Source organism: Neorhizobium sp. BT27B (assembly GCF_050455485.1).
Lineage (GTDB): Bacteria > Pseudomonadota > Alphaproteobacteria > Rhizobiales > Rhizobiaceae > Neorhizobium.
Genome location: NZ_JBCIYT010000006.1, coordinates 127,215 through 144,911 on the forward strand (window position 1 = coordinate 127,215; position 17,697 = coordinate 144,911).

Sequence of the window (17,697 nt, forward strand, 5' to 3'; positions counted from 1 at the left end):
AGGTTTTCGAGGAAGCACGCATATGGACGAACTTGCACCGCAGGAAGCGGCGGTTTTGGCGCTCATCAAAGCCAATCCGTTTGTTGGCCAGCAGGAAGTGGCGGATCAGATGGGTCTGGCCCGCTCCACCGTTGCAGCCCATATCGTCCAGCTTGTTCAGAAAGGCCACATTCTCGGTCGCGGTTATGTTCTGGCCAGCGGCCAGCGAGCCATATGCGTCGGTGGTGCCGTGCTCGACCGCAAATACAATGCCCGCGCGCCGCTGGTGATGGAAACCTCCAACCCCGTCGATAGCGGTCGTTCCTTTGGTGGTGTCGCCCGCAACGTCGCCGAAAATCTGGCGCGGCTGGGCACCGCCACCGGCTTCGTTTCCATGGTCGGTGATGATGAAACAGGCCGTGCTATCCTCCATGACTTGCAGGCTTGCGACATCGATATCAGCCAGGTCGTTCTGACAACCGAGCGGCCGACGGCGGAATATGCGGCGATCCTGGATCCTGCTGGCGATCTCGTGCTCGGCATTTCCGACATGAGCATTTTCGATCTCATCCAGCCGGCACAGATCGAAAAGGCCTGGCCGCATCTGGCCGCCGCCAGCTGGGTTTTTGCCGATTGCAACCTGCCGGCCGAAACGCTGTCTTTCCTGATCTCCAAGCGTCGCGATGCTCGTTTTCGCCTGGCGATCGATGCCGTCTCGACGCCGAAAGCCGCGCGCCTGCCGCGCGATCTGACGGGCATCGACCTGATCTTCATGAATATAGACGAGGCCAATGCCGTGCTGCGGCTCGACGAGGTGATCATCGATGCCGGTGAGGCTGCCTTGGCATTGCAGGCAGCCGGCGCCTCGGAAGCGGTCGTCACCATGGGAGCACGTGGTATCGCAGTCGCAGGTCGTGAGGGCCTGAAACTCTTTGCCGCAGTTGAAGCTCACCCGGTCGATATGACCGGTGCCGGCGACGCCATGATTGCCGGCACGCTGCATCGCCTGCTGCAGGGCGATGATCTTTATAATGCCGCCCGTACCGGCGCGCTTCTCGGAACACTCACCACGGAAAGCCCGGCCAGCGTTCATGCCGACCTGTCGGAACGCTTTCTCGCCGCCAACATGCATCGCCTCGATCGCTGAAAGGAATTTTCATGTCCCTCATCAAACCAAAGCTCAGCCAGGAAGTGGCCGATACGCTGGCATCCGGCGGTCCGGTCGTGGCGCTGGAATCCACCATCATCACCCATGGCATGCCGTTTCCGGACAACCTCGCAACCGCGTTCGGCGTTGAACAGGTGATCCGCGAAAACGGTGCGGTGCCGGCCACCATTGCCGTTGTCGATGGCGAGCTGCGCGTTGGTCTGGAGCCGGATGAACTGGAGGCGCTGGCCAAGGCTGAAGGTGTCGTCAAGGCATCGGGCCGTGACCTTGCCGTTGCCATGGTGCGTGGCCAGTCCGCCGGCACCACGGTTTCGGCCACCATGCTGATGGCCGATCTTGCCGGCATCGATATCTTTGCGACCGGCGGCGTCGGTGGCGTACATCGCGGTGCTGAACAGACGTTCGATATCTCCGCCGACCTGACCGAGCTTGGTCGCACGAAAACGGCCGTCGTTTGCGCCGGTGTGAAATCCATTCTCGATATCGCCAAGACGCTCGAATATCTGGAAACCCAGCGCGTGCCGGTCATCGCTTACGGCACGGAAGAGTTTCCGGCCTTCTTCACCCGCCAGAGCGGTTTCAAGGCGGATCACCGCCTCGATACGCCGGAAGAGATCGCCCACGCGATGTTTCTGCACCATCAGCTCGGCACCGGAACTGGTCTTCTGATCGCCAACCCGATCCCGGAAGCAGCGGCGCTGACGCATGATTTCATCGATGGCACGATTGCCGACGCCGTGAAGGAAGCCGATCAGCGCGGTATCGGCCGCAAGGAACTGACGCCCTTCCTGCTGGCCCGTATCAATGAACTTTCGGGCGGCGAAAGCCTGAAGGCAAACATCCAGCTGGTGGGCAACAATGCGGCACTGGCCGCCCGTATGGCGGTTGCCTATGCGCCATTGAAGGCCGGTCGCTGATCATTGGGCATCAAGGCATAAGGAAAGGGCCGCGCGATGCGGCCCTTTGCATTTCAAACATTCAACGCAGTGTCGAAATCCGCTCGGTCAGCAGCGCAAAAAAGCCATCGGCATCGACGCTGCCCATGAACAGCGCATTTTTCGGCCGCTTGGTCACGCCCCACCAGTCGGCAACGGTCATGCCCTTGGTCAGTTCGGATGCCGTTTCGACTTCGACATTGCACTGGCGGCCTGCATAAAGCTCCGGCTTCAGCAGGTAGGCGATGACGTTCGGGTCATGCAGCGGCCCGCCTTCGCTGCCATATTTCTCCACGTCGAAACGCTCGAAATATTCCAGCCAGCCGGCAACGGCTTCACCAACCGGCGTGCCGAAATCGCGGAAGGCGGCCACACGCGGCTTGGTGGTCAGCACCTTGTGGGTGACATCGAGCGGGATGATGACGACGGGCGCGCCGCAGCCGAACACGATCTTGGCAGCCTTCGGATCGACATAGATATTGAATTCGGCAGCCGGCGTGATGTTGCCGCCTTCGAACAGGCCGCCGCCCATGGACACGATGCGGCGGATGCGCCCGGCAATCTCGGGCGCTCTGGTCAGCGCGGTACCGAGATTGGTGAGAGGTCCCAACGTGCAGATCGTGACGGTGCCTTCCGGCTCCGCCTTCAACGTGTCGATGATGAAATCGACACCATGCTTTTCCTGCAAAGGCATGGTAGGATCGGGCAGGGTGGCGCCGTCGATGCCGGTCCAGCCATGCACATATTCGGCGGTGACCAGCGCACCTTCCATCGGCTTGTCGCAGCCGGCAAACACCTTGATGTCGCGGCGGCCGGCCAGTTCGCAGATCTTGCGGATGTTCTTTTCCGTCAGCGTCAGCGGCACATTGCCGGCGGCAGCGGTAATGCCGAGGATCTCCAGTTCCGGGCTGGCAAGTGCCAGCAGGATCGCCAGGGCATCGTCCTGGCCGGGATCGGTATCGATGATGATTTTTTCCGCCAAGGGACACTCCTCCAAAGCATGTGAAATGAAACGTTTCTCTGGGCTACGCGAAGCCACGGGCCGGCGCAAGTCTGCGATGTCGGACTTGCGCAAGCGCAAATTGCGACTTTAAGTCATGGCTGCGAAGAGAGCGGGCCATATATGCTTGATGGTGAAAGTCGTGATGCCATGTTCCCGCATCGCCAGCACAGGAAAGAGCGAAAAATGAGCGAAACCTTTACCGCCATGGTCATCGATACGCTTGACGGCAAGCCGAAAGGCGCATTCCGCCAGATGACGATTGCCGATCTTCCGGACCACGATGTGCTGGTCGAAGTCGCCTATTCGACGCTCAACTACAAGGATGGCCTCGCCGTGTCCGGCAAGGGCAGGATCGCCAGGCGCACACCACTGGTCGGTGGTATCGATCTTTGCGGCACGGTGGTGGAATCGCGTAGCCCCGAATGGAAGGCCGGCGATCGGGTCATGGTCAACGGCTGGGGCCTGTCGGAGACCGAGTTTGGCGGTTATGCGCGTTTCGCCAGACTGAAGCCGGAATGGCTGGTCCGCCTGCCCGACGTCTTTTCTGAGGCACAGGCCATGGCCATCGGCACGGCTGGCTATACCGCAGCCCTCTGCGTCGATGCGCTTGAAAAATGGGGCGTAATCAAGCCGGGTGAGGGTGAGGTTCTGGTCACGGGTGCGGCCGGTGGCGTCGGTTCGGTCGCCATCGCGCTGCTGGCTGCTGCGGGCTACACCGTAACGGCTTCCACCGGCCGTCCGGAAACCCATGATTACCTGCGCTCGCTCGGTGCCAGCGCCTTCATCGATCGTGCAGTGCTGCAGGAAAAAGGTGGGCCGCTGCAGAAGGAGCGTTGGACGGGTGGGGTCGATTCCGTCGGCTCCACGACGCTGGTCAACGCTCTCTCCCAGACCGTTCGTGGTGGTGCGATCGCCGCTTGCGGTCTTGCCGGCGGAGCGGACCTGCCGGGTACGGTCATTCCGCATATCCTGCGTTCGGTGGCGCTGATCGGCGTCGATTCGGTCATGGCGCCACAGAGCCAGCGTCAATCCGCATGGGCGCGTCTGGCGCGCGATCTCGATCGCACCAAACTCGACAGCATCACCCAGATGCAGCCGATGTCGAAACTGCCGGAACTGGCGCAAGATATCCTGGCCGGAAAGATTCGCGGCCGCGTTGTCATCGACGTCTCGAAGTAATCTTCTTCGCTCAGGCGGTGCGGGCGCTTTGCGAAGCGGCCGTGCCGTCGCGGCGCGGAAATACCTTGCGGATGTAAGTCATGTAGTAGCTGCCGGGGGACGTGGCGGTCAGAAGACCGCTGACGGTTTTGGTCGGCACTTGCGCCAATTCGCGCACGACGCCATCCTGAAACGTCACATCGAGATGTTGGCGATCGGGATCATAGGCGATTTCGGCGATCAGGCGGGATGAAACAGCAATCCGGTGCATGGCAGCCTCCTTGTTCTTCGGAGACAAGATGCCGGCCTTCAGTAAAATCAGTCCTCAGACAATCAGTCGCATTTGAGCGAAACCGTACAAAACCGGGACGACGGCCCGGCGTCAGAAGCGGGTGCGTGTGCCGTCGCTGGTGATCATGTGGAATTTCGAGCCGTCGGTCTTGATGTCGGCGCAGGCCGCTTGCTTGTTCTCGAACCGGATGCAGATCTTGCCGGTCGAGATCTTGTAGCCGCGCTTTGAGCCCTTGCGGTAGGTATAGCCGCTTTTGTCGGTGGTTGTTTCCTGAGAGGATTCATTCAGATGCGCGCGAATTTCCGCAGCGGTCGCATTACGAATACGGCCCTTGGTTTCTGCCGAAAGTGCCGGGGTCGCGCAGGCGATGAATGAGGCGAGTGTGGCCAGGTTCCGCAAGGTTCGGTGCATGGGTCTTCCTCGTTTCGATCGCCTGCAAAATACTAGGCCGGCCCGTCCGGTCAATGCGTTTGTCGTGCCCTTGCATCGTAGAGGTCGGTTTCGTCCTAATTTGGGTCCGATTGTTCAAGACGTGCCGTGGCTGACAAATATGCTGTGCCTCCCTGCAACGTGATCACCACGCAGCTTCGGCATCTTGTCGATCACGCGCGGCGATCCACATAAACGGTATGGCCTTGAGTTTGCACCTTGTAGCGAGGGAGAGCGTCGATGAATGCCAGGAATGATCTCGAAGACGGGTTGCGTGACGGCAAGGAAACCCTTCCCGAACCGCTCGATCTGCCGTTGTCGAAATCGCCGGTCCAGCCGCCCGTCCACCCGCATGGCCCTCACAAGACCGAAGCGGATATCGACGAAAGCCTGGAGGAAAGTTTTCCGGCCAGCGATCCGCCCGCCTCCGGCTACTCGAACTGAACGCCATGCAAAATCCTCCCCGGCCGGCAGGGCATCTGCGCCTGCGGACCAAACCCGAATGGATGATATCTTATGGACAACACGATCAAATCCCGCCGCGAAGCACCGTTGAGGACGCCGAGCGGCATTGCCGATGACGGCGTGCGCGATATTTCCGCGGGCATCACAAAGCTGCTTGCCGATGTTTTTGCAATTTATCTGAAGACCAAGAATTTCCATTGGCACATGTCGGGCGCCAATTTCCGCGATTACCATCTGCTTCTTGACGAGCATGGCGACCAGTTGTTTGCGATGACCGATCCGCTCGCCGAACGCGCCCGCAAGATCGGCGGTGGCACTTTGCGGTCGATCGGCGAGATTTCGCGTCTGCAACGTATTTCGGACAATGATGCGGACTTCGTGCATCCGCATGAAATGCTGGCCGAACTGCGGGATGACAACAGCTCTCTTGTCGCCAGCATGCGTGAGCTTCACGATGTCTGCGACGAGTACAACGATGTCGCCACCGCAAGCCTTCTGGAAAACTGGATCGATGAAAGCGAACGCCGCGTCTGGTTCCTGTTCGAAATCACCCGCAATACCAATCGCTGAGGCTGAACACAGAGCCGTCCTCTCCGGAGGGCGGCTTTTTGCTGCCCGCCCGGCATTCCGGCATGTAACAGCGTACCACAATACGCGTTTGAGCGGTCACGTTCTGCATGACCGTGATTACAGCTGTAGTCTTCCTATTATCATTTTTCTGGAGATTTTTCCCGTGAGTGTAGCAGGACTGGCCACGTCAGGTGCCGTCATCTGCAGGCGCGGCGCTTTACGATCCGTGCCGGCCCTGGCATTCAGCGGCCCATTTCGGTGAAAGCGTTCGCGCCGCCCCGCAATATCTCCGCGGCCAGCCGAGGCAATTCAAAACGTTGTTCGAATAAACGATGAATTTGAGAAGCCGGGCGTTGACCCGGCTTTAGTCTTCCGGCGCCGTCTGTCGACGCGACAGAAGAAAATCGCGATATTTTTCTCTGAGATCAGCGATGTCGATATCACCGGCAATCCAGCGCTCAACCCAGTTCACGAACAGCGGGTCATTTTCGATGGTCTGGCCGCTTTCTCGGGCTTTATCAAAGATGCGTTCAACAAGCGCCCGCCGGGCTTCAGGTGTCATGGGGCGGTGGCTCCTTGCGGCATGATCGGCATTTCGGTCCGACGAAGTTTGCGAATCGTCAGACGTATGTTGCGACTTCTAATCATATTTAGGTGCGGCGAGCACGGGTTGAAACATTCCGAAACGGAATAAACGCTAAGCCGTGCGAGCGGCGAAGCCGCTGAAATCTGCCAATCATGAATTCCCCCGATGCAAAGCAAAAAGGTAAACGATAGGCAATCGCGTTTTGTTCCTTGGCCGAAAAGAAAAATTCCGATGCGAGACATTCTATCGGTAGAAATGTCAGCTATCTGCCGGGCGCTTCCATTTGTCCGGCAAACGCTCTATTGCCGGCCCGCGCTTCGAACCTATCTTCGTTGCGAGCATGGAGGACCAAGGCCTTGGAATATCGTTTTCTGATCGTTGAAGACAGCTTGCTGGTCGCGATGGATATCGAGGATGCCGTGCATCGCAGCGGACATAAGGTCGTCGGCATCGCGCCGGACATGAAGGTGGCGCTGAACTACAGCCGTGACACCGATATCGCTTTTGTCGACGTACGCCTTGCCGATGGCGAGACGGGGCCGGAAATTGCCCGAACACTGGCCAATTCCGGTATCGTGGTGATCATGGTTACCGGCAATCCCGGCGTCGTCGTGCAGGGCGTTCCCGGTGTGGTCGGCGTTATGGCAAAGCCGCTGACCGATCAGGCCTCCCGAGACCTGATCCAGTTCGCTGTCGACCGCAAGAGCGGCCGTACTGGCACGCCGCCGGCGCGACTAAAGCTTTTTGCCTGAATGCCCGCCTCAGCTTGCTGACCATTTCAGATAGATCGTAGACAGCGGCGGCAGCGTGAGCGCGATGGACTGGGCGCGCCCGTGTGACGTTTCCTGATCTGTCCAAGCTTCGAGATTGCCGAGGTCGGACCCGCCATAAACGGCGGCATCCGTATTAAGCACTTCTGCCCAGCGGCCCTCCATCGGTACGCCGATCCGATAGCCATGGCGTGGCAGCGGTGTCAGGTTGGACACTGCCAGCACGATGGATGCGCCGTCACGCGATTTGCGCAGCATGGCGAGCACGGAGCTTTCCGCATCGTCAGACACCGCCCATTCAAAACCGGCAGGATCGAGATCGCCGAACTGCAATGCCGGTTCGGCCGAATAAAGCCGGTTGAGATCGCCGATCAGCCGCTGCATGCCGGCATGGTCTGGTCGGTCGAGCAGATCCCAGACTACCGAACCGTCGTGGTTCCATTCGCTTTCCTGAGCGATCTCGCATCCCATGAACAGCAGTTTTTTGCCGGGATGCGCCCACATGAACCCGAAATAGGCGCGCAGATTGGCAAGCTTCTGCCAATGATCACCCGGCATCTTGCCGAAAAGCGAACCTTTGCCATGCACCACTTCATCATGCGAAAGCGGCAGCATGAAGCGCTCCGAATAGGCGTAGATCATGCCGAAGGTGAGCATGCCGTGGTGGTATTTGCGGTAGACCGGATCGTCCTTCATGTAATGCAGCGTGTCGTGCATCCAGCCCATGTTCCATTTGAAATCGAAACCCAGGCCGCCTTCTTCCGGTGACTTGGTCACATCCGGCCATGCGGTTGATTCTTCCGCCACGGTGAAAGCATGCGGGCAACGTTCGTGGATGATGCTGTTGAGGTGTTTGAAGAACTCGACCGCCTCCCAGTTCTCACGCCCGCCATACTGGTTGGGGATCCATTCGCCCTCGTTGCGGCTGTAATCGCGGTAGAGCATCGAGGCGACGGCATCGACGCGCAGGGCATCGATATGGAAATGTTCCAGCCATTCCAGCGCCGAGGCGATGAGAAAACCTTTCACCTCGTTGCGACCGAGATTGTAGATCAGCGTATTCCAGTCCTTGTGAAAACCTTCGCGCGGGTCTTCGTGTTCGTAGAGCGCAGTACCGTCAAAACGCGCCAGCCCCCAGGCATCGGTGGGGAAATGCGCCGGCACCCAGTCGAGGATCACGCCAATGCCGGATGCATGGCAGCGATCGATGAAGTAGGCAAAATCCTCCGGTGTGCCGTAACGTCCGGTCGGGGCAAACAGGCCAAGCGGCTGGTAACCCCAAGAGCCGCCAAACGGATGCTCCATGATCGGCAACATCTCGATATGGGTAAAGCCGAGGCTTTTGACGTAAGGCACCAGCCGCTGGCTGAGTTCCACCCAATCGAGCGAGCGATTGCCTTCTTCGGCGATCCGCAGCCATGAGCCCAGATGCACTTCATAAACCGACATCGCACCTTCGCCGGCGCGGGCATCGTGGCGGCTCATCCACTCCTGATCCGTCCATGGGAAGGGACGTGACGAGGAGACGACGGAAGCGGTCGAAGGGGCTGCTTCAGAGGCGCGTGCAACGGGGTCTGCCTTCTGGGCCAGCACAGTGCCATGCGCATCGATGATTTCGAACTTGTAGCGCTCGCCCTGCGTCAGGCGTGGCACGAACAATTCCCAGACGCCGGCCTGCGGGCGTTGCCGCATCGGGTGGCGGCGGCCGTCCCAGGCATTGAAATCGCCGACCACCGAAACGCGTCTTGCATTTGGTGCCCAAACGGCGAAACGCACGCCGGCTGTCCCATCGATTTCCATCGGGATGGCACCGAGCGTGCGGCCGAGATCGTAATGCGTGCCTTGCGCAATCAGGTGCAGGTCGAGATCGCCCAGCAGCGGGCCGAAACAATATGGATCTTCGGTTTCCTGCACCGCATCCGGCCACTGGATGCGCAGGAGATAAGGTGCCGTCGAGCCGACCACGCCGGCAAACAGGCCACCGGCATGAATGTTGTCGAGACTGGCGAGGATGCGGCCGCTATCGCGCTCTATCACTTCCACCGAGACCGCGCCGGGCAACAGCGCCCGCACCACGGTCAGTTCGCCATACTGGTGACGGCCGAGAATGGAAAACGGATCACCATGTCGACCATCGACGAGAGCGTTCAGACCCTCCGTAACAGTGCCGATGATCAGGTCGGTACGCTCATATCTCATCGGGTCTTCTCCGCGCGGGATGTTGTGAGGAGCCGGTTGGCGATGGCCGAAAATCCGGCCAGCGGCAGCGGCAGCCAATGCGGCCGGCTGCGAACTTCGTAAGCGATTTCGTATGCTGCCTTTTCCAACAGGAAGAGGTCGAGGATCTTTTCACGCTGCGTCTGCGGCATGCGTAATTCGTTCGACCCATCCACTGCCGTCAGATAGGCACGCATGAAGGCGGGTTCCGCCATCTCCATGAACCGGCCGATCAGCTCGCCATGGCGGGCATCATCCACTTCGCTGACGATCTCGCGGTCGAGATCAGCCGATGCACCGAGATAGCTCAGCGATCGCAGGAAACCGGCAACATCGCGCAACGGGTTGCTCTTGGCGCGACGTTCCTCGAGGTCGCGGGTCGGTTCGCCCTCGAAGTCGATGATGTAAGCATCGCTTTCGGCGACCAGTATCTGGCCGAGATGGAAATCGCCGTGATTGCGGGTCATCAGCGTGCCGTCAATCGCTTCCGCCAGTTCGCCGGTCAGCTTCAGCAATTCCTTGCGGCGTTTGGACAGATCGGAGACTTCGATCGCAATCTCGCTCTCGAAATCGTCCAGGCCGGCCTCAAGAATGTCGAGACTGTCGCTGATCTGCTTGATTGTGGCGTCGCGCCAGCGGGCCATGTCCTTTTTGCTGGCGGTCACCGGCTTGAAGTCTCCATCATCGGTGGGCTGGGCCAGCGCCACATGCAACTCGCCGAGACGTTTGCCCACGGTCGCAACAAAATCGACCAGCGGCTGGAACTGCTCATCGGCGCCTTCGCCATCAAGCCCGGTCACCACGACCTGATCGATAACACGGCGCAGATTGGAGAGCATCCAGTTCCAGGCATCGCCCTGATTGCGGATTGCGCTCTGAACGATGATCAGCGTGAAGCGGTTGCCTTCCGGGTCGATACGCGCCACTTCACCCAGCAATTGCGCCGTATTGGCGTAACCGACATTGGTGAGATAACGCGTCATCTCCACTTCCGGGTGGATGCCCGGAAAGACATGGCGGATCAGTTTCAGCATGGCGAGATCGCCAAGGATCAGAGAACTGTTCGATTGTTCCGCCGAAAGCCAGTGGATCGGCAGGTCTTCTGCAAATGTCATGCTGTCGAGCTTGTCGGTACCGACAAATTCCAGGGTTCCGGTGCGGCCGGATATGGTTGCACGCTCACACAGGCCGCGGATCACGCCACGCCCCAGACCTTCTGCGGCAAAACCGTCGGTCAGGAAACCAACCCGGCGACCCTGTCGGATGCGGGCAAGCGCCAACTGATGCGCCAAAGCCGAGGGTTGGGCATCATCCCAGGCAACGGCAAGCGGCAGGAGGTAGGTATCCTTTTTGCCGTTCAGATCCACTTCCAGCTCGCCGAGCACGATATTGTCGGCATAGGCAACCGGTGTTGCCGTTACCAGTTGCGCGGAATTCAGGACCGCGCCCTTGGCACCGAACCAGCGGCGTTTGCCGAGATAGGACGGCAGAACGTCCTTCGACAGCGTGCCGGCTAGTCGCGGGGAATCGATCAGTTCCTGCAGGTCACGGCGCACCACCATGGTGACCATGTCCTGCATCTGCTCCGGCGGCTGCGTGCGCCAGACCGGCCCATCGGATTCCGGCGCCAGCTGGAACCAGAAGAAACCGTAGGGCTGCAATGTCAGCAGATAGGTCAGCTGGCCGATCGGTGGGAAGGGCGACATGCCGGACAGTTCGATCGGCACTCGGCCGTTAAATTCCGCAAGGTCGAGTTCCACAGCCTGTGGCAGCCGAGAAAGGTTGAAGACGCAGAGGATCGTCTCGCCCTGATATTCGCGCAGATAAGCGAGGATCTTTCGGTTGCCCGGCGATAGAAAGCGCTGTGAACCACGCCCAAATGCCGGGTGCTTGTTGCGCAAGGCCAGCATGCGTCGCGTCCAGTTCAGAAGCGAATGCGCGTCCGCCCCCTGCGCTTCAACATTCAGTGCCTCGTAACCGTAAAGCGGGTCCATGATCGGCGGCAGGACCAGCCTGGCCGGGTCGGCCTTGGAAAACCCGCCATTGCGGTCGGGCGACCATTGCATCGGCGTGCGCACGCCATCGCGGTCGCCAAGATAGATATTGTCGCCCATGCCGATCTCGTCGCCGTAATAGAGAACAGGCGTGCCAGGCATGGACAGAAGCAACCCGTTCATCAGCTCGACGCGGCGGCGGTCTCGCTCCATCAGCGGTGCCAAGCGTCGGCGAATGCCGAGATTGATGCGGGCGCGACGATCGGCGGCATAAGTGTTCCAGAGGTAGTCGCGCTCCTCGTCGGTCACCATTTCCAGCGTCAGTTCGTCGTGGTTTCTGAGAAAGATCGCCCATTGGCAGTTTTCCGGAATTTCCGGTGTCTGCCGCATGATGTCGGTGATCGGAAACCGGTCTTCCTTGGCAATCGCCATATACATGCGCGGCATCAGCGGAAAGTGGAACGCCATGTTGCATTCGTCGCCATCGCCAAAATAGTCGCGCGTATCCTCTGGCCACTGGTTAGCCTCAGCCAGCAGCATTTTGCCGGGATGGCTTTCGTCGAGTGCGGCACGGATGCGCTTCAGGATATCGTGGGTTTCCGGCAGGTTCTCGTTGTTGGTGCCTTCCCGCTCGATCAGGTAGGGAATGGCATCGAGCCGGAAACCGTCTATGCCGGTTTCCAGCCAGAACCGCATGATCACCAGCAGTTCCTTCATCACTTCCGGGTTGTCGAAATTGAGATCCGGCTGATGGGAATAGAAGCGGTGCCAGTAATAGGCGCCCGCAACCGGGTCCCATGTCCAGTTGGATTTTTCCGTATCGATGAAAATGATCCGGGTTTCCGGAAATTTCTGGTCGCTGTCGGACCACACGTAAAAATCACGCTCCGGCGAACCGGCCGGCGCATTGCGGGCACGCTGGAACCAGGGATGCTGGTCGGATGTGTGGTTGATGACCAGCTCGATGATCACCTTGATGCCACGCTCATGGGCGGCATCCACAAAGCTGCGAAAATCCTCCATCGTGCCGTAGTCGGGGCTGACACTGCTGTAATCGGCAATGTCGTAACCGTCGTCGCGGCGCGGCGAGGGGAAGAAGGGCAGGAGCCAGATCGCCGTCACACCGAGCGAGGCGATATGGTCGAGCTTTTCATGCAGGCCGGGAAAATCGCCGATGCCATCACCATTGCCATCAAAGAAGGATTTGATGTGCAGCTGGTAGATGACGGCGTCCTTGTACCACAAGGGATCCGACGACACGGCTTCGGCTTCCGGCTGTGTTTCGTTTTTCATTTTCGCCTGCGTGCGTGAGATATCCATTGTTTTTCTCCTCCCATCGTCCCGGTCTATCGCACCCGCCAGATGGCGAATGGGCGGTCAGGTTCCAGACGGATGTGCTGCCATTTGCCGGTCCAGCCAAAAGACTGGCCGGTGATCAGATCTTCCATGTCGAGCGTGCCGTGGTCCGGCCGAGAAAACGTCCAGAGCGGGATCTCGATATCGGCTTCCTGCGCGTGGTGCGGATCGAGGCTGATGGCCACCAGCACGACATTTTCATGCCCCTGGCTCGATTTTTCGAAGAACAGGATGTTGTCGTTATGGGCGCCTAAAAGCTGCAGGCCGAGATGTGAATGCAGCGCCGGATTTTCGCGGCGTATTCGATTTAGCAGCGTGATCTCGGGTTTGATATTGCCGGGGCGGTCATAATCCCAGGCGCGGATCTCGTATTTCTCCGAATCCGCATATTCCTTGCGCTTGGCATCCGGTCGGCCTTCGCACAGCTCGAAACCGTTATAGACGCCCCAGAGGCCGGACAGCGTTGCCGCAAGCGCTGCGCGGATCAGATAGGCCGGACGCGGCGCGTTCTGCAGAAAATCCGGGTTGATGTCGTGGGTGTTGACGAAGAAATGCGGACGGAAGAAATCCCTGGGCGCTTCCGTGGTGATCTCGCGCATGTATTCTTCGAGTTCCCACTTGGCGTTACGCCAGGTGAAATAGGTGTAGGATTGCGAGAAGCCGACCTTGGCCAGCCGGTACATCACTTTCGGCTTGGTGAAGGCTTCCGAGAGGAAGACGACATCCGGGTGGCGTGAACGGATATCGGCGATCAGCCATTCCCAGAACGGAAACGGTTTGGTGTGCGGGTTGTCTACGCGAAACAGTTTGACGCCGTGATCGACCCATGTCTGCACCACGTCGCGCAGTTCCGTCCAAAGAGACGGCACGGCTTCGCCGGCGTAGAAATCGACGTTGACGATGTCCTCGTATTTCTTCGGCGGGTTTTCGGCGTAACGGATCGTGCCGTCCGGCCGCCAGTCGAACCAGCCGGGATGGTCTGTCAGCCATGGATGATCGGGAGAAGCCTGAATGGCGAGGTCGAGCGCCAGTTCCAACCCATGCTCTGCCGCCGCATCCACCAGCCGGTCAAAGTCATCGAACGTGCCGAGCTGCGGATGGATGGCATCATGGCCGCCGTCTGCCGAGCCGATCGCATAAGGGCTGCCGGGATCATCCGGGCCGGGTGTCAGCGTGTTGTTCTTGCCCTTGCGGTTGGTCGAGCCGATCGGGTGGATCGGTGGGAAATAGAGAACGTCAAAGCCCATGGCGCGGATCGCCGGCAAACGGGCGATCACGTCATCGAACGTACCGTGACGGTTCGGATCGCCGCTCTGCGAGCGCGGAAAAATCTGGTACCAGCTAGCAAAGGCGGCGGCGGTGCGCTCGGCATCAACCGGGATGATTTTTGAGCGAACACGATGCGGTTTCTGGTCGGCTTCCGCCATCAATTCCGCGGTGCCGGGGTCGAGCAGGGTCTTGATGCGCTGTTCGTCCTGTTCTTCCGTCAGACGGTCGAACAAGACTTTCAGCTCTGTTTTCAAATCACCGGAGGCATTGTCGAAAGCGTCGAGCACCAGATTGATGCCCTCCTGGATTTCCAGCCGCAGATCCAGCCGGGCCTCGTGCTTCTTGGTGAACTCATAGCGAAAGATCTGGAACGGATTGCGCCAGGCCTCGATCGCATATTCGTGCCGGCCCATGCGCTTGAGTGGAAATTCGGCGCGCCAGCGATCGTTCAGCACCAGCGCCATCGGCACTTCGTTCCACTCGTTACTATCGGCGGTGCGCCACAGCAGCGCCGCAGATAGCGGGTCATGGCCATCCCCAAACACATCGGCCTCGACGATCACCGTTTCGCCGACCACGCGTTTGACCACGAAACGCCCGTCATCGACGGAAGGTGTGACCTTCTCGATTGCCAGCCGAGGCGACAAGGCGGCTTTTGCCACCGGCTCCACCGCTGCCGTCGGGATGATGGGATCGGAAACGCGGCCTTCGAAAATTCGAAGCTCGCCGGGCAGAAGCCTGAGGTCGTCGGTCAACGTTTCACCACGATCGGAGACGTCCGTCAGCGGCAGAAATGCGGAGGCTGCCTCGTTGATGGCATGCAAAGGAGGCGTCGCACTGCGGCGCAGATCGCGGTTGAAGAGGATCACGCGAACGCTGTCGGAGATGCGCAGATCGCCGCGGTCGCCTCGGACGATGGCTGCTGCCGGAGAATGGCTGCTGGCAATCAATCCAATCGGCTGTCGTTCGAAATCATCTGCGCTCGCCACTGCGTCATTTGCCGCGCGGATCGAGCCGGAAAGATCGAATGTCGGGCGATCGCGCAGGATGCGCAGGCCGCCGCCAGTGCCATGGGTCGGGTCGAGTGGCGTGACTGCGCCATATTCGAAACCCATCGGCACCATCAGTCCACCGCCGAGGGAAGCTGCCAATTTCAACGCACGTTCGGCACGGCGTTCCAATATTTCGGCGCTTTCGGTGCCATGCGCCACACGCTTGGAAAAGGGAGCTTCGGGAAAGGCGATCTCGCGACCGATGCCGCTTTGCGCCTCGTGTTCCTCTGCAAACCAGCCCTCCTGAAGGTTCCACCATGCCAGCGAAGAGAAGCTCCCATCGAACCCAACGTCAGTGAGCGCACGGCGTGTCTCGAAGGCTGTTCCCGGCGTCCAGGCCATAAAACGCAGATTTGCCTTGGCGCGTTTTACACTCGAGATCACCGACCGCCAGGCATCCGGCGACAAGGTTTCCAACTCCAGGCAGCGAAAACCGGAAAGCCCCAGTTCACTCAAGTGGATAAGCCGCTTTTGCCAGCCGGAAACAAAGCTATCGTCACCGCCGGCAATGGTCAGCCTTCGAGTTCCGCGAAGAAAAGGCGATTGGCGTGGATCGGTTGCAGACGTCTCCGCCCGTTCGGCATCCCGCGGCCGCCCCGGCACTATGTCCATCATCAGCGACAAGCCGTTGTCGCGTGCTGCACGGGCCAGCTTTCCGATCGCATCATCGATGCCATCTCCGAGATCCAGTTGGCGGTCGACGCGCTCATAATCATCGGTAACGAAGACGCTTGCGCCTTCTGCGCGGCGAAACAGCGGTGCCGTCAGAACACTGTCGAAACCGAGGGAGCGGGCATGTTCGAAAACCTCACGCCATGCTGAAATGCCCCGCAGGAGCAGGGGGTGCACGTAATAGATACGCGCGGGCTTCAGATCCGGCGCGGTTTCGGTGAAACGGGAATAGACGTTCATGGCAAATCCTGACGTGTCTACGGTGTTGGCGTAGCGCGTCGATCCCACGAGGACCGTCGCTTATCGGCATGCGAAATCGTCCTAGAGGGCATTGCCCATCAATGCAGATGCGCTTCCTCCAGCGCTTCGGCAAACAGCGTTTTGGCGTCCTCCGGATCGGCACGCTCATCGAGCGCTGCCAGACAGGCATGCCGGGCATCGACGAAACGTGGACCCTTTTGCCGCGGCCAATCATGATCGAGGAAGGACAAGGCCTCGAACGGGCCGGATATCTGCACGATGCCAACGGTAACCGCGCTGTTCCAGACAGGTTTCTGCATGGCATTCCTCCTCCAAAACAGAAAATTGGTGTTCCCGAGACAACCGCCTTGGGGCGCAGGTCAGGGGTTCACCAAACTTCACGTTGCAGGTCTAACGAGCGTCGACGTGATTTGTTTCCCGCGAAATTCGTTAAAATTGTCGCGATCGAGGCAGGCGAGGGCTGCTGTTCAATATTTGTGAAGGACTCGCGTCGATGCTGGCGGAAGTTCCTGGGCGATTCGCCCGCGTTGAGTGGAGACCGCATGACCCTCGTTCAATTTCCCGCCGACCGCCGTATGGCCGATATCCGCCGTTGCAGCGAAACCCTGACAGATCTGCATGGGGAGGAAGCCAACCGCTTCTGGCGTCAGGAAATGGCGGGCTTTGCCGCTCGTCTGAAAGCACAGGGTGTAACGGATGCGGAAATCTCGCATCAGGCGGCACTGTTCATGAATGCCGTACAGATGGAATTGCAGGCTGCTTTCGCGGAACAGGAAGAGGCTGGTGCTTGGGGTTGATGCCCGTTCTGCCGCTGGCTTTTTCGCTTCAGTAACATAAGGCCAACGGTGATTTTCCCGACGACCGCCCGTGCCGAACGCGGGCGGACAGCGCATAAAGTGCCGCTTTTGAATTGTTAACTTTTAACAATTAGCGTAAATAATCATTAAATTACGACCAATCGCCTGTCTGGAGCGACACATGCGTGATCTCAGCAGAGCAAAGCCCGCATCTCAGCCTGATGCCGATGGCACAAGGGCCGAGGATGATCGGCAACTGACGGATCTGCTTCTCCGCAACAAGGTCAGCATCAGACCGACGCCTGCCGAATCGGTTGGTGCAAAAAGCACGCAGCCGCTGGTGTCACGTATCGTGACCTGGCTCATTTTGTGTGTAGCCCTGCCGGTTTTCCTGCTGGCCTATTTTTCCTCACGCACCGACGAAGACGATTTTTACGCCTGAACGATAGCTTTTCGAAAGCCGACGGGAAGATTGGTCACCCTTGCGCACGCGTCTGTCGTTGACTGCGATGAGGCATGACGGAGCGGAATAATTCTGGAAAGGGGATGGCGGACAGGGTGGGATTCGAACCCACGGTACGCTTTCACGCACACACGCGTTCCAGGCGTGCGCCTTAAACCACTCGGCCACCTGTCCTTAAGAAAGGGCTGCTGGGGATGTCTCCGAAGCAGCGGTCGGCGCGATATATACCAATGATTTTTTTAGGATCAACCGAAATCTGAC

Annotated in this window: 16 protein-coding genes and 1 tRNA gene; 8 read left to right on the plus strand and 9 right to left on the minus strand. The window is 59.4% G+C overall.

Annotated elements, in window-relative coordinates; genetic code table 11:
- Positions 1 to 22: 22 nt before the first annotated feature.
- Both AAIH70_RS17310 and AAIH70_RS17315 read left to right on the plus strand, forming a co-directional pair.
- Complete coding sequence (locus AAIH70_RS17310) at positions 23 to 1,126, plus strand: PfkB family carbohydrate kinase (protein WP_132276162.1); 1,104 nt, start codon at positions 23 to 25, stop codon at positions 1,124 to 1,126.
- A gap of 11 nt (positions 1,127 to 1,137) precedes the next feature.
- Positions 1,138 to 2,064 (plus strand): pseudouridine-5'-phosphate glycosidase, encoded by a 927-nt coding sequence (locus AAIH70_RS17315; protein ID WP_132276164.1) that lies wholly within the window; start codon positions 1,138 to 1,140, stop codon positions 2,062 to 2,064.
- Between the two features lie 61 nt (positions 2,065 to 2,125).
- On the opposite strand, the gene AAIH70_RS17320 is transcribed toward AAIH70_RS17315, so the two are convergent.
- Positions 2,126 to 3,064 (minus strand): nucleoside hydrolase, encoded by a 939-nt coding sequence (locus AAIH70_RS17320; protein WP_132276166.1) that lies wholly within the window; start codon positions 3,062 to 3,064, stop codon positions 2,126 to 2,128.
- 204 nt (positions 3,065 to 3,268) lie between these two features.
- Between AAIH70_RS17320 and AAIH70_RS17325 the strand changes: the two genes are divergently transcribed.
- Entirely contained in the window at positions 3,269 to 4,264 is a 996-nt protein-coding gene (locus tag AAIH70_RS17325) for an MDR family oxidoreductase (RefSeq protein WP_132276168.1), read from the plus strand.
- A 10-nt stretch (positions 4,265 to 4,274) separates the two neighbouring features.
- Here the strand turns inward: AAIH70_RS17325 and AAIH70_RS17330 are convergent, their stop codons facing one another.
- The gene (locus AAIH70_RS17330; protein WP_132276170.1) at positions 4,275 to 4,514 is read right to left on the minus strand and encodes a KTSC domain-containing protein; all 240 of its coding nucleotides are present in this window, start codon (positions 4,512 to 4,514) and stop codon (positions 4,275 to 4,277) included.
- Positions 4,515 to 4,625: 111 nt separating this feature from the next.
- Positions 4,626 to 4,946, minus strand: coding sequence for a hypothetical protein (locus tag AAIH70_RS17335; protein WP_132276172.1), 321 nt, complete (start codon positions 4,944 to 4,946; stop codon positions 4,626 to 4,628).
- A gap of 258 nt (positions 4,947 to 5,204) precedes the next feature.
- Between AAIH70_RS17335 and AAIH70_RS17340 the strand changes: the two genes are divergently transcribed.
- Positions 5,205 to 5,408, plus strand: coding sequence for a hypothetical protein (locus tag AAIH70_RS17340; protein ID WP_132276174.1), 204 nt, complete (start codon positions 5,205 to 5,207; stop codon positions 5,406 to 5,408).
- A gap of 72 nt (positions 5,409 to 5,480) precedes the next feature.
- Positions 5,481 to 5,999: a Dps family protein gene (locus tag AAIH70_RS17345; RefSeq protein ID WP_132276176.1), complete on the plus strand. Its 519-nt coding sequence runs from the start codon at positions 5,481 to 5,483 to the stop codon at positions 5,997 to 5,999.
- A 364-nt stretch (positions 6,000 to 6,363) separates the two neighbouring features.
- On the opposite strand, the gene AAIH70_RS17350 is transcribed toward AAIH70_RS17345, so the two are convergent.
- Positions 6,364 to 6,561 (minus strand): hypothetical protein, encoded by a 198-nt coding sequence (locus tag AAIH70_RS17350; RefSeq protein WP_132276178.1) that lies wholly within the window; start codon positions 6,559 to 6,561, stop codon positions 6,364 to 6,366.
- A gap of 380 nt (positions 6,562 to 6,941) precedes the next feature.
- Between AAIH70_RS17350 and AAIH70_RS17355 the strand changes: the two genes are divergently transcribed.
- Positions 6,942 to 7,337, plus strand: a complete 396-nt coding sequence (locus AAIH70_RS17355) for a response regulator (RefSeq protein WP_165932054.1) — start codon at positions 6,942 to 6,944, stop codon at positions 7,335 to 7,337.
- 9 nt (positions 7,338 to 7,346) lie between these two features.
- On the opposite strand, the gene glgB is transcribed toward AAIH70_RS17355, so the two are convergent.
- The 4 genes from glgB to AAIH70_RS17375 form a co-directional block, all read right to left on the minus strand.
- Entirely contained in the window at positions 7,347 to 9,554 is a 2,208-nt protein-coding gene (gene glgB, locus AAIH70_RS17360; RefSeq protein WP_132276182.1) for a 1,4-alpha-glucan branching protein GlgB, read from the minus strand.
- Complete coding sequence (gene treS / locus AAIH70_RS17365; protein WP_132276813.1) at positions 9,551 to 12,859, minus strand: maltose alpha-D-glucosyltransferase; 3,309 nt, start codon at positions 12,857 to 12,859, stop codon at positions 9,551 to 9,553. Before treS ends, glgB begins: the two co-directional genes overlap by 4 nt.
- Positions 12,860 to 12,912: 53 nt before the next feature.
- Positions 12,913 to 16,155: an alpha-1,4-glucan--maltose-1-phosphate maltosyltransferase gene (locus AAIH70_RS17370; protein ID WP_132276184.1), complete on the minus strand. Its 3,243-nt coding sequence runs from the start codon at positions 16,153 to 16,155 to the stop codon at positions 12,913 to 12,915.
- A gap of 98 nt (positions 16,156 to 16,253) precedes the next feature.
- Positions 16,254 to 16,475, minus strand: a complete 222-nt coding sequence (locus AAIH70_RS17375; RefSeq protein ID WP_132276186.1) for a DUF982 domain-containing protein — start codon at positions 16,473 to 16,475, stop codon at positions 16,254 to 16,256.
- Positions 16,476 to 16,718: 243 nt separating this feature from the next.
- On the opposite strand from AAIH70_RS17375, the gene AAIH70_RS17380 reads away from it, so the two are divergent.
- Together AAIH70_RS17380 and AAIH70_RS17385 are read left to right on the plus strand one after the other, a co-directional pair.
- Positions 16,719 to 16,973 (plus strand): DUF6074 family protein, encoded by a 255-nt coding sequence (locus AAIH70_RS17380; protein ID WP_132276188.1) that lies wholly within the window; start codon positions 16,719 to 16,721, stop codon positions 16,971 to 16,973.
- Positions 16,974 to 17,154: 181 nt separating this feature from the next.
- Positions 17,155 to 17,415: a hypothetical protein gene (locus AAIH70_RS17385; protein WP_132276190.1), complete on the plus strand. Its 261-nt coding sequence runs from the start codon at positions 17,155 to 17,157 to the stop codon at positions 17,413 to 17,415.
- Between the two features lie 105 nt (positions 17,416 to 17,520).
- Here the strand turns inward: AAIH70_RS17385 and AAIH70_RS17390 are convergent.
- Positions 17,521 to 17,610, minus strand: a tRNA-Ser gene (locus tag AAIH70_RS17390).
- Between the last annotated feature and the right edge of the window lie 87 nt (positions 17,611 to 17,697).